The sequence below is a fragment of the Serratia sp. CY55921 genome (assembly GCF_052167655.1).
GTDB lineage: Bacteria > Pseudomonadota > Gammaproteobacteria > Enterobacterales > Enterobacteriaceae > Serratia > Serratia ureilytica.
On sequence record NZ_JBJNMU010000001.1, the window covers coordinates 2,143,172 to 2,155,652 of the forward strand.

At 63.2% G+C, this 12,481-nt stretch carries 11 protein-coding genes; 3 read left to right on the top strand and 8 right to left on the bottom strand.

The features are described from left to right. Nucleotides 1-36: 36 nt before the first annotated feature. Entirely contained in the window at nt 37-702 is a 666-nt protein-coding gene (gene folE / locus ACJ8M3_RS10325) for a GTP cyclohydrolase I FolE (RefSeq protein WP_004938969.1), read from the bottom strand. Between the two features lie 244 nt (nt 703-946). Then, entirely contained in the window at nt 947-2,104 is a 1,158-nt protein-coding gene (locus ACJ8M3_RS10330; RefSeq protein ID WP_033650593.1) for a YbfB/YjiJ family MFS transporter, read from the bottom strand. Nucleotides 2,105-2,209: 105 nt separating this feature from the next. Here ACJ8M3_RS10330 and ptrR point away from each other — a divergent pair, with 105 nt between their 5' ends. Genes ptrR through fghA form a run of 3 tightly spaced genes read left to right on the top strand, consistent with a single transcriptional unit; the run spans nt 2,210 to nt 5,142 of the window. After that, on the top strand, nt 2,210-3,130 hold the full coding sequence (ptrR, locus tag ACJ8M3_RS10335; RefSeq protein ID WP_016928453.1) for a putrescine utilization regulator PtrR: 921 nt from the start codon (nt 2,210-2,212) through the stop codon (nt 3,128-3,130). Nucleotides 3,131-3,160: 30 nt separating this feature from the next. Continuing rightward, nucleotides 3,161-4,285: an S-(hydroxymethyl)glutathione dehydrogenase/class III alcohol dehydrogenase gene (locus ACJ8M3_RS10340; RefSeq protein ID WP_033637718.1), complete on the top strand. Its 1,125-nt coding sequence runs from the start codon at nt 3,161-3,163 to the stop codon at nt 4,283-4,285. A 14-nt stretch (nt 4,286-4,299) separates the two neighbouring features. After that, entirely contained in the window at nt 4,300-5,142 is an 843-nt protein-coding gene (gene fghA, locus ACJ8M3_RS10345) for an S-formylglutathione hydrolase (RefSeq protein ID WP_015377214.1), read from the top strand. Nucleotides 5,143-5,283: 141 nt separating this feature from the next. Here fghA and gsiD read toward each other — a convergent pair whose 3' ends face one another. From gsiD to ACJ8M3_RS10375, 6 genes are all read right to left on the bottom strand, one after another. Beyond that, nucleotides 5,284-6,192, bottom strand: a complete 909-nt coding sequence (gene gsiD / locus ACJ8M3_RS10350) for a glutathione ABC transporter permease GsiD (protein WP_442514662.1) — start codon at nt 6,190-6,192, stop codon at nt 5,284-5,286. A 9-nt stretch (nt 6,193-6,201) separates the two neighbouring features. Further along, nucleotides 6,202-7,122, bottom strand: coding sequence for a glutathione ABC transporter permease GsiC (gene gsiC / locus ACJ8M3_RS10355; RefSeq protein WP_025302141.1), 921 nt, complete (start codon nt 7,120-7,122; stop codon nt 6,202-6,204). Between the two features lie 52 nt (nt 7,123-7,174). Continuing rightward, on the bottom strand, nt 7,175-8,710 hold the full coding sequence (gene gsiB / locus ACJ8M3_RS10360) for a glutathione ABC transporter substrate-binding protein GsiB (protein ID WP_089196796.1): 1,536 nt from the start codon (nt 8,708-8,710) through the stop codon (nt 7,175-7,177). A gap of 23 nt (nt 8,711-8,733) precedes the next feature. Next, the gene (locus ACJ8M3_RS10365) at nt 8,734-10,608 is read right to left on the bottom strand and encodes a dipeptide ABC transporter ATP-binding protein (protein WP_089196795.1); all 1,875 of its coding nucleotides are present in this window, start codon (nt 10,606-10,608) and stop codon (nt 8,734-8,736) included. Between the two features lie 19 nt (nt 10,609-10,627). Next, on the bottom strand, nt 10,628-11,584 hold the full coding sequence (locus ACJ8M3_RS10370; RefSeq protein ID WP_089196794.1) for an isoaspartyl peptidase/L-asparaginase family protein: 957 nt from the start codon (nt 11,582-11,584) through the stop codon (nt 10,628-10,630). Nucleotides 11,585-11,942: 358 nt separating this feature from the next. Then, entirely contained in the window at nt 11,943-12,479 is a 537-nt protein-coding gene (locus ACJ8M3_RS10375) for a DUF924 family protein (protein ID WP_033650589.1), read from the bottom strand. Nucleotides 12,480-12,481 lie beyond the last annotated feature (2 nt).

The window sequence follows — 12,481 nt, forward strand, 5'->3', positions numbered from 1 at the left end:
GCCTGTTGTCGTTTTGCGAGTCGCCCCGCAACGCCATCACCCCTGGTGATGGCGCACCGCGCGCAGGAACTCCTGGCGGGTATTTTGGCTGGACTTGAACAGCCCCCCCAACGAGGTGGTGGTGGTGGCGCTGGTCGCGTCGCGAATGCCGCGCGCTTTGACACAATAATGGACTGCATCGATCGATACCGCCACGTTATTGGTGCCGAGCAGGGTCTGCAGCGCAACCAGGATCTGCTGGGTCAGGCGCTCTTGCACCTGCGGACGCTGGGAGAAGAACTGCACAATGCGGTTGATCTTCGACAGACCGATCACCGAGTCTTTCGGGATATAGGCCACGGTGGCCTTGCCGTCGATGGTGACGAAGTGGTGTTCACAGGTGCTGGTCAGCGTGATATCGCGCACCGTCACCATCTCATCCACCTTCATTTTGTTCTCAATGACGGTGATTTTCGGGAAGTTGGCGTAGTCCAGACCGGAGAAGATCTCGTCGACATACATTTTGGCGATGCGATGCGGCGTTTCCGCCAGGCTGTCGTCAGACAGATCGAGATTCAGCAGCTGCATGATTTCGGTCATGTGCTCTTTGATGCGACGCTTGCGCGTTTCGCGATCCAGCACTTCCCCGCGCAGCGGTGTCTCCAGACCACGCTCTTCCAGTGCCGCATGCACCAGCGCGGCTTCTTTACTTAATGATGTCATGTATTTGTTCTCCTGCGGACGGAACCCGCCGGCGGCCTGATAGGGCGTGCGGCCGGCGAATTGCTTGCTCTCGTGACGGCAGAGTTTTCGTGGTGGATAACGTGAACCCGGTCAAGATTTTGCCCCCACTGTAGATGAGAGCGCGGCGATTATCCAGTGATAGTGCTTCATCCAGAGGTGAAATCTTCGCATTTAGCACAATCAGGCCGGCTGCGGGTCTCCACGCTTTTTGTATGGATTTTAATCACCGAGTCGCCGTTTTTTGCGCCAACCGCCGCGCCGGGGTATTCACCGCCAGCCCTCCGGCCACCAACAGCGCTATCACCGCCACATACAGCGCCGGTTCCAACCGATGGGTCAAGGCGGTCGACAGCGCCGACAGCATCGGCCCAACCAGCTGGCCGATCGCATAACCGGTGGTCAGCAATCCGGCCATGTAACGCGCATGGCGCGGCGCCAGTTCACGGCCGTGCTGAAGGGCGAGCTGCACCACACAGAGGAAACCGCCGCCGGTCAGCAACGCCCCGAGCGCCAGGCCGGCCACGCCCGGCACCACTTCGGCGCTCAGTACGCCGAGCGCCTGTACCCACAGCGTGATCGCCAACCGGGTTTGGGTAGTCAGCCGATGGCGGGTCACAATGCCGATAACGATCCCCAGCACCGCCGCGCCGCCGAACACCGGCCAGACGAACTGTGCGAACAGGCTGTCGGGAAAACGCGCCGCCGCCATCTGCGACAAGAAGGTCGCCGGCAGGATATAGCCGAAGCCGGCCAGGCTGTAGCTCCACACCAGACGCTTGAGCGCCGGCGTCAGCAGCAGCGGCTCCGGGGCCACGTCCGGGCGATGCAGCTCGCCGCTGCGCGGCAGAAAGGCGCTAATCCCCCCGACCAGCACCAGCGCCAGCCCGCCATACACCAGCCAGGCCTGCGCCGCCGTCAGCCCCAGCGCGTTGATGCCCACCGCCAGCATGCCGCTGAGGAAGATGCCGGCGCCCGGCCCGGCGAACACCGCCGCGCTCAGCGCCGGCCGGCCGTAGTGCGCCAACCGCTCGTTGGTCCAGGCCGCCACCAGCACCATCGCCCAGCCGCTGGCCCAGCCGATGACGAAGCGCAGCGCGCCGTGGGTCCATTCATCCTGCGCCAACGCCGACAGCAGCGTCAGCGCCATCGCCCCCCATACGCCCAGCCACAGGCGCCGCTCGACGTGGCGCGTGGCGCGCATCGCGTCGTAGGCGCCGCACAAATAGCCCAAATAGTTGATCGCCGCCACCAGCCCGGCGCCGGTCAGGCTGAACTGGTGGTCAGCGATCATCAGCGGCACCTGAGGGGTGAAAGCGAAGCGGCCAATGCCCATCGCCACGATCAGCGCGGCAAACCCGCTCAAGGCAATACGTAAAGCCATACCGGTATCCAAAAGGTTAAAAGAAAGTTGCCAGTATCATGCCGCAGTATTAAACTCACAAAAACTGAATAATAGTTATCAAGTTCATCACGAAACGAGAATATTATGGATCTGACTCAGCTTCGCATGTTCTGCTGCGTAGCGGAAACCGGCTCGGTCGCCCGCGCCGCCGAGCAGCTGCACCGCGTGCCGTCGAATCTGACCACCCGGCTGCGCCAGCTCGAGCAGGAGCTGGGCGCCGATCTGTTTATCCGCGAAAAACAGCGCCTGCGCCTGTCGCCGATGGGCCATAACTTTCTGTGCTACGCCAATCGCATCCTGGCGCTGAGCGACGAGGCGATGAGCATCACCCATGCCGGCGAACCGGCGGGCAACTTTGCTCTCGGCTCGATGGAGAGCACCGCCGCCACCCGCCTGCCCTCGCTGCTGGCAGCTTACCACCAGCGTTTCTCGCAGGTGTCTCTGTCGCTGACTACCGGCACCTCCGGCGAAATCGCCGATCGGGTGCGCGCCGGCACGCTGGCGGCAGCGCTGGTCGACGGCCCGGTGCCCTATGACGAGCTAAACGGCTGCATCGCCTATCCTGAACATATGGTGGTGATCTCCTGTCTCGATCACGCGCCGATCCACAGCGCCAAAGACGCCAACGGCGAAACGCTGTTCGCCTTTCGCGCCAGCTGTTCCTACCGCCTGCGGCTGGAGGCCTGGTTCAAGCGCGAAGGCGCGCGGCCGGGGCAGATCATGGAGATCCAGTCCTATCACGCCATGCTGGCCTGCGTCGCCAGCGGCGCCGGGCTGGCGATGATCCCGCATTCGGTGCTCAGCCTGCTGCCGGGCCATGAGCGGGTTCGGGTTCACACCCTGCCGCCGGACGTGGCCGACACCGCCACCTGGCTGCTGTGGCGCCGCGACGCGTTCGGGCCGAACGTGCGCGCGCTGAAAGAATTGATTATTGAACAGACGGAAACCGCCGCTGTTGATGAAAGCACCCCCAACGATTTATCAGACGTTGTCGATATCGCCTGATTTAAAAAGAAAACCACTGAGGAGACTATGATGGAGATGATCAAAACCCGCGCCGCCGTTGCCTGGGGCCCGAACCAGCCGCTGAAGATCGAAGAAGTCGAGCTGATGCCACCGCAAAAAGGCGAAGTGCTGGTGCGGATCGTCGCCACCGGCGTTTGTCACACCGACGCCTACACCCTGTCCGGCAAAGATCCGGAAGGCGTGTTCCCGGCGATCCTCGGCCACGAGGGCGGCGGCGTGGTGGAAGCGGTCGGTGAAGGCGTCACCAGCGTGGCGGTCGGCGATCACGTGATCCCGCTCTACACCCCGGAGTGCGGCGAGTGCAAATTCTGTAAATCCGGCAAGACCAACCTGTGCCAGGCGATCCGCGCCACCCAAGGCAAAGGGCTGATGCCGGACGGCACCACGCGCTTCTTCAAGGACGGCAAGCCGATCTTCCACTACATGGGCACGTCCACCTTCTCCGAGTACACCGTGGTGCCGGAAATCTCACTGGCGAAAATCAACAAGGAAGCGCCGCTGGAAGAAGTGTGCCTGCTGGGCTGCGGCGTGACCACCGGCATGGGCGCGGTGATGAACACCGCCAAAGTGCAACCGGGCGACACCGTGGCAATCTTCGGCCTGGGCGGCATCGGCCTGTCGGCGATCATCGGCGCGCAGATGGCCGGCGCGGGCCGCATCATCGGCATCGACATCAACACCAGCAAGTTCGATCTGGCCCGCAAGCTGGGCGCCACCGATCTGATCAACCCGAAAGACTATGACAAGCCGATTCAGGACGTAATCGTCGAGCTGACCGACGGCGGCGTCGATTTCTCCTTCGAGTGCATCGGCAACGTCAACGTGATGCGTTCCGCGCTGGAGTGCTGCCACAAGGGCTGGGGCGAATCGGTGATCATCGGCGTCGCAGGCGCGGGCGAAGAGATCTCGACCCGGCCGTTCCAGCTGGTGACCGGCCGCGTCTGGCGTGGTTCGGCGTTCGGCGGCGTCAAGGGCCGTTCACAGCTGCCGGGCATCGTCGAGCGCTATCTGGACGGCGAATTCGCGCTGAACGACTTTATCACCCACACCATGGGGCTGGAGCAGATCAACGAAGCGTTCGATTTGATGCACGAAGGCAAATCGATCCGTTCCGTCATCCACTTCGACCAATAAGCCAGGAGGCAGAGATGACGTTGTCATTGGAACTTCTCGAAGAGCACCGCATGTTCGGCGGCTGGCAGCAGCGCTATCGCCACGCGGCGCAGAGCCTGAATTGCAACATGACATTCAGCATCTACCTGCCGCCGCCGCGCGATGACAACCCGCCGCCGGTGCTGTACTGGCTGTCGGGGCTGACCTGCAACGACGAGAACTTCACGTTGAAAGCCGGCGCGCAGCGCATCGCCGCCGAGCTGGGTCTGGTGCTGGTGATGCCGGACACCAGCCCGCGCGGCGACGAAGTGCCGAACGACGAAGGCTACGACCTGGGCCAGGGCGCCGGGTTTTACCTGAACGCCACCCAGGCGCCGTGGGATCGCCACTTCCGCATGTACGACTACATCAGCGCCGAACTGCCGGCGCTGATCGAACAGCACTTCAGCGTCAGCGATCGTCAGTCGATCTTCGGTCACTCGATGGGCGGCCACGGCGCGCTGATGATGGCGTTTCGCAACCCGCAGCGCTTCCGCTCGGTATCGGCCTTCGCGCCGATCGTCAACCCGTGCCAGGTGCCGTGGGGCCGTAAGGCCTTCACCGCCTATCTGGGCAGCGACGAAAGCCAGTGGCTGCAGTACGACAGCTGCCATCTGCTGGCCAGCGGCGCGGAAAAAATGCCGGTGCTTATCGACCAGGGCGACGACGACCAGTTCCTGGCCGACCAGCTGCAGCCGGCGCGGTTGGCCGAGCTGGCGCGCCAGCGCGACTGGCCGCTGACGCTGCGCATTCAGCCGGGGTACGATCACAGCTACTTCACCATCGCCACCTTCGTGGAAGATCACCTGCGCTTCCATGCCGAGCACCTGTTCCGCTGATAAAAAAATCCGGGCGGTTAACCGCCCGGATTTCTTCAAAAACCAGCAATCATCTTCGTGCTAACAATACAGCTTATTGAACGGATAATGGCACTGAGACGTCATTTGAGCCCGTTCAAATATGTGCCATACGTTAAACCATCACTCCTTCAATTTCGGATCCAATGCGTCGCGCAATCCGTCGCCCAACAGGTTGAAGGCCAGCACGGTGATGAATATCGCCAGGCTGGGGAAGATCGCCACGTGCGGCGCGATCACCATATCGGCGCGCGCTTCGTTGAGCATCGCCCCCCACTCCGGCGTCGGCGGCTGGGCGCCCAGCCCCAAAAACGACAGGCTGGCGGCGGTGATGATCGAGGTACCGATGCGCAGGGTGAAATAGACCACGATCGAAGACAGGGTGCCCGGCAGGATGTGCCGCAGGATGATGGTCCAGTCCGAGGCGCCGATGCTGCGCGCCGACTCGATATAGGTCAGGTGCTTCAGCACCAGCGTATTGCCGCGCACCAGGCGGGCGAAGGCCGGAATGCTGAAGATCGCCACCGCGACGATCACGTTGGCCATGCCGCTGCCCATGATCGCCACCACGCCGATCGCCAGCAAAATACCGGGAAACGCGAACAGCACGTCGCAGACGCGCATGGTGAGGCGATCCCACCAGCCCTCATAGTAGCCGGCCAGCAGCCCCAGCAGGGTGCCGATCGCCCCACCCGCCAGCACCGAGAACACCCCGGCCGCCAGCGAAATGCGCGCGCCCATCAGGATGCGGCTGAAGATATCGCGCCCGAGGGAATCTACGCCCAGCCAGTGCACCAGCGAAGGCCCCTCATTCAGCCGGTCGTAATCGAAATAGTTTTCCGCATCGAACGGCGCCAGATAAGGCGCCAGCAGCGCCGCCGCAATCAGCAGCAGCACCAACAGGCCGGCGACCAGCGCCGTCCGCTGACGGCGAAAACGCCGCCAAAATTCGCCCCACGGCGTGCGTACCGCGTTGGGGTCGATAAGCGGCATCGCCTTCAATGCGGCGCTGCGCCGCCAATGCTTAATCATGCCGCGTCCTCATTGGTAACGAATCGCCGGGTTGATCGCCGCGTACAGCATATCCACCAGCAGGTTGATCAGGATGAACTCCAGCGAGAACAGCAGCACCTCGGCCTGGATCACCGGGTAATCGCGCATTTCCACCGAGTCCACCAGCAAGCGCCCCAGCCCCGGCCAGTTGAACACCTTCTCCACCACGATCGAACCGCCGAGCAGGAAGCCGAACTGCAGCCCCATCATGGTCACTACCGGGATCATCGCGTTGCGCAGGCCGTGTTTCATCACCACCACGCTTTCCCGCACGCCCTTGGCGCGCGCGGTGCGCATGTAGTCCTCCTGCAACACCTCGACGAACGAAGCGCGGGTGAAACGCGCCATCACCGCCGCCACCGCCGCCCCCAAGGTGATAGAAGGCAGAATGTAGTGCCGCCAGCTGTCGGCGCCCACCGTCGGCAGCCACCCCAGCTCGACCGAAAACACCTGCATCAGCAGCATGCCGAGCGCAAAAGCCGGGAACGAGATCCCCGATACCGCCAGCGTCATGCCGAGACGATCCGGCCAACGGTTACGCCACACCGCCGACACCACGCCGATCGCCAGGCCGAACGCTACCGCCCACAGCATGCTGGCGACGGTCAGCCAGAAGGTCGGCATAAAGCGCGAGGCGATCTCTTCGCTCACCGGGCGCTTGGACACCATCGAGATGCCGAAGTCGCCCCGCAGCGCGTTGACGAAAAAGTGCGCGAACTGCTGCGGCAGCGGCTTATCCAGCCCCAGATCCTTGCGCACCAGCTGCACCACCGCCTCGTCGGCCTCCGGCCCCGCCGCCAGCCGCGCCGGATCGCCCGGCAGCAGGTGGACGAACAGGAACACCAGCACCGCCACGATCAGCAGCGTCGGGATCAGGCCCAGCAGTCGTTTCAGAAAATAATTGAGCATCTCATTCCTTCCCCCACCTGCCGCCGTCTGGCCGCAGGCGGGGATGGGCGCCTTATTTCAGATCGGCGTTATCAAAGTTGAACGAGGTATCCGGCATCACGTAGAAACCGCTCAGCTGTTTGCTGTTGGCCGACAGCAAGCGTTCGGTCGCCAGGAAGATCCAGGGCGCGTCGGCCCAGATGCGATCCTGCGCGTCCTGATACAATTTCTGCTTCTCAGCGCGATCGGTGGTCGCCAGCGCGTCGGTCAGATCCTTGTCCACCTGCGGGTTGCTGTAGAACGCGGTGTTGAACTGCTTCGGCGGCGCCGCCTGGGTGGAGAACAGCGGCGACAGCGCCCAGTCCGCTTCCCCGGTCGAGGCCGACCAGCCGGTGTAGAACAGCCGCACGCCGGTGTCTTTCACCCCGACGCTCTCCACCTGCGCCGCGCGCTGCCCGGCATCCATCGCCGTTACCGTCACTTTCACCCCCACCTGCGCCAGCTGCTGTTGGGTGAACTGCAGCACTTTCTGCGCGGTGCTGTGGTTGTGGGACGACCACAGCGTGGTGGTGAAGCCGTTCGGGTAACCGGCCTCTTTCAGCAGCTCACGCGCCTTGGCCGGATCGTACGGCCACGGCTTGTAGCGGGCGGCGAAGTCGATCGCCGGCGGCACCGGCCCTTCCGCCGGCACCGCATAACCAGCGAACGCCACCTTGATCAGCGCGTCCTTGTTAATCGCGTAGTTGAGCGCCTGGCGCACCTTCGGGTTGTCGAACGGCTTTTGAGTGACGTTCATGCTGATGTAACGCTGCAGGATCGACGGCGCAGCCACCACGTCCAGCTTGGCGTTGCCCTCCAGCACCTTGGCCTGCTCGTAAGGGATCGGGAAGGCGAAGGTCGCCTCGCCGGTCTGCAGCATCGCCGCGCGGGTGTTGTTATCCACCACCGGGCGCCAGGTGATGCTGTCGAGCTTCGGCAGCCCCGGCTGCCAGTAGCCGTCGAACTTCTTCACCTTGACGAAATCGGTCTGGTTCCAGGTCACGAACTGATACGGCCCGGTGCCGACCGGGTGGAAACCGATCTCTTTGCCGTATTGCTTCAGCGCCGCCGGGGAGATGATCGCCGCCGCCGGGTGCGCCAGATTGTTGACGAACGCCGAGAACGGCGCCTTCAGCACGATCTTCACCGTATTGGCGTCCACCGCCTCGGTTTTGTCGATCATCTTGAACAGGTTGTAGCGCTTGAGGTGGCTGTCCGGGTTACTGGCGCGATCGAGGTTGGCCTTCACCGCCTCGGCGTTGAACGCAGTGCCGTCGTGGAATTTAATGCCCTGGCGCAGTTTGACGGTATAGGTCAGGCCGTCTTTGCTGACCTCATAGCTGTCCGCCAGCACGTTCACCAGCTTCATGTCCTTGTCGAAGCCGAACAGCCCCTGATAGAAAGACTTGGCCACCGCCTGCGACAGCGTGTCGTTGGCGTCGTAAGGATCGAGGGTGGTGAAATTGGACGCCACGGCGATCACCGCGTCCTTCGCTGCCCAGACCGGGCTAGTTCCCGCCGCCAGCAGTACGGCGGCCAACAGCGCATTGCGTTTGAATGTGTGCTTCATGTCGCTTGTCTCTCCTGAGGTCTTTAAAAAGCACCGGCGATCGGGTGGCGGGCGACAAAGTGCCCGGCGCCAACCTGCACCAGCGGTGCGGTAACGGGTTCATCGCCCAGTGCGCGCACTGGGCTCGGGATCTCATCGGCCGGCAGCGGCTGCCGTTTGTGGGCATGAGCGGGATCGGCTACCGGCACCGCCGCCATCAACTTGCGGGTATAGGGGTGCTGCGGGTTGTCGAACACCGCCTGCCGCGGGCCGATCTCGACAATTTGCCCGAGGTACATCACCGCTACCCGGTGGCTGATGCGCTCCACCACCGCCATGTCGTGTGAAATAAACAGAAAAGCGATGCCGAACTCGCGCTGCAGATCGAGCAGCAGATTGACGATCTGCGCCTGAATCGACACGTCCAGCGCCGAGACCGCCTCGTCGGCGATCACCACTTTCGGGTTCAGCGCCAGCGCGCGCGCGATGCAGATACGCTGGCGCTGGCCGCCGGAAAATTCGTGCGGGTAGCGGCGCGCATGCTCCGGCTGCAGACCGACGCGTTCCAGCAGCCAGGCCACCCGCCTTTCCGCCTCACGGCCGCGCATCACGTTGTGCACCAGCAGCGGCTCCATGATGGAGAAACCGACCGTCAGGCGCGGATCGAGCGAGGCGTAAGGATCTTGAAAAATGAACTGAATATCGCGCCGCAGGTGCTGCAGCGCCGGCCCCTTCAACCGATCGATTCGCCGCCCGGCGAAGGTGATGGTGCCGCTCTGGCTGTCCACCAGCTTCAGCAAAGAACGCCCGGTGGTGGACTTGCCGCAGCCGGACTCGCCCACCAGCCCCAGCGTCTCGCCGGGGTAAAGATCGAAGCTGACGTTTTCCACCGCGTGCACCCGGCGAGTGACCCGATTGAACAGCCCGCCGCGCAGATCAAAACGCGTGACCAGATGCTCCACCCGCAGGATCGGCGCGGCGTCTGGCGGCACGGTATCCTGCGGCGCGGCATCGCCCTCGCCATCCGGCAGCGGAAACTTCGCCGGCAGCGGCCGATCGGCCATCGCCCCCAGCTTCGGCACTGCCGCCAGCAGCGCCCGGGTATAGGCCTGTTGCGGCGCGTCAAACAGCTCGCGCACCCGATTTTGTTCCACCTGCTCACCGCGGCGCATCACCAACACCCGATCGGCGATCTCCGCCACCACGCCCATGTCGTGAGTGATGAAGATCACCCCCATCTGCATCTCCTGTTGCAGCACGCGGATCAGCTGCAGGATCTGCGCCTGAATGGTGACGTCGAGGGCGGTGGTGGGCTCATCGGCAATCAACAGCGCCGGCTTGCAGGAGAGCGCCATGGCGATCATCACCCGCTGGCGCATACCGCCGGAAAGCTGATGCGGGTAGCGCCCCAATACCTCTTTAGCCTCCGGAATACGCACCAGATCGAGCATGCGCAGCGCCTCCTGGCGCGCGCTGCGGTGGTCCATGTCCTGATGCAAACGCAGCGATTCGGCGATCTGCTCGCCGACCGGAAATACCGGATTGAGCGAGGTCATCGGCTCCTGGAAGATCATCGCCATGTCGGCGCCGCGAACCGTGCGCAGCGTGTGCTGCGAGGCGCGCGCCAAATCGAGCAGCGCGCCGTCGCGCCGGCGCAGGGTCATGGCGCCGCTGACGATACGCCCGCCGCCCTGCTCCACCAGCCGCATCAGCCCCAGCGAAGTGACCGATTTGCCGGAGCCGGACTCGCCGACGATCGCCAGCGTCTCGCCGCGATCGAGATCGAACGACAGGTTGCGCACCGCGTCTACGGCGCCGTCCGCTTGAGGAAAGCTGATGCTCAGATCGCGCACCGTCAGCACCCGCTGCGGCGGCAATGACAGCCCGTCGCCGGCGGGCCGGAATGAAACGTCGGTCATACACCCTCCCGGTGAACGCTTAGCGATAAATCCCGACGGACGGCGCATCGCCGACATAGCCAAAACCGCGGTACATACCCTCGCTGTTGAACGGCAGCGCGATATTGCCGTGGCGATCGACGGCGATCATGCCGCCGCTGCCGCCCAGCGCCGGCAGCTTCTCCATCACCACCCGATCGCTGGCCTCTTGCAGGCTGAGCCCGCCGTATTCGATCAGGGCGGAGACGTCATAGGCCGCCACGCCGCGCATGAAGATTTCGCCGGTGCCGGTGCTGGAGACCGCCACGGTGGCATTGTTGGCATAGCAACCGGCGCCGATGATCGGCGTGTCGCCCACCCGCCCGGCCTGCTTGTTGGTCATGCCGCCGGTGGAAGTGGCGGCGGCGAGGTTGCCCAGCGCATCCAGCGCCACCGCACCGACGGTGCCGAATTTGCGATCGGGATCGAGCGGCTCGCCGGCCTGCACCGCGCCGTCGTGATCGAGCAATACCCGCCCCTGCTCCGCCTGGGCGCGGTGCAACTGATCGAAACGTTCTTGGGTAAAGAAGAAGTCGGGGGCGACCATTTCCAGGCCGTGGGCGGCGGCAAACTTCTCGGCGCCTTCGGCGGCAAACAGCACGTGTTCGCTGTTTTCCAGCACCGCGCGCGCCGCCAGCACCGGGTTGCGGACACGGCTGACGCCGGCGACAGCGCCGGCGTCGCAGGTGCGGCCGTCCATCACGCAGGCGTCCAGCTCGTGGGTGCCCTGATGGGTGAACACCGATCCTTTACCGGCGTTGAACAGCGGGCACTCTTCGAGCAGCCGCACCGCTTCGGTCACCGCGTCCAGCGCGCTGCCGCCCTGTGCCAATATCGCCTGACCGGCGGCCACGATCTCGGACAGCGCCTGAATATACTGCCGTTCCTTTTCCGCACTCAGCGCCGCCCGGGTAATTGCGCCCGCGCCGCCATGAATGGCAATCACTGGTTTGCTCATTTGCCTGACACCCTGTGTTAATCCCGCCGTAGCACAGCGAATAAGCTGAGCGCGGTATCATTATTATTCAGTCTTTTTTCGATGCTATTTAGCCCGACTGTGGAAGTACAGCATAACGTCCATGCCCCACTTTTAGCGTAGCGCGCTTAGACCGTTTCGCACCTTGAAATAGCTTATTGGAATAAAAACAGCAGGTTATAAAAAGCAGCAAACCGCTGAGAGTGCGGCTGGGATTATTGGTAATTTCGCGAGAGGAAATAGCGGCATGGGGTCATGAAATAAACGTTCACGCTGAATAATAATTATTTCGACGCCCGGCCTGCCGTTTTTTTCCCGGCCGGGCGAAGATACTCCGCGATTAAAAACCGGAACCGGGTTGCTGTAAAAAGGCCTCTTCTTCCGGCGTGCTGATGCGCCCCAATATCGCATTGCGATGCGGGTAACGGCCGAAACGATCGATGATCGCCTTATGACGCAGTTCGAATTCCAGCTGATCGCCGTTATTGAGCTCGGTATACAACACCAGCGCCTGTTGGTGAATCAGCGGCGATTCCGAATGCATGAACGGCAGATAAAGGAAGCCGCGCTGCTCGCGGCTCAGCCGTTCGCACTCGCCGCTGCGGATCGCCTCCTGCGCCAGAATCAACGCCATGCCGTCGCAGGCGAACGACTGCGGCGTGCCGCGGAACAGGTTGCGGCTGAACTGATCGAGCACGATCACCTCCGCCAGCCGCCCTTCGATGGTGTCGCGCCAGTGAGCCAGCTCTCCCGCCGCCGCCGCCCGCCAGATTTCGCCGAAGCGGCTGTGCAGCAGACGATCGAAATCATCGTCCTTTTTGAACCACATCACCGGTTCGATCTCGTCGAACCAGAACTCGATAACCTGTTTATGCATCA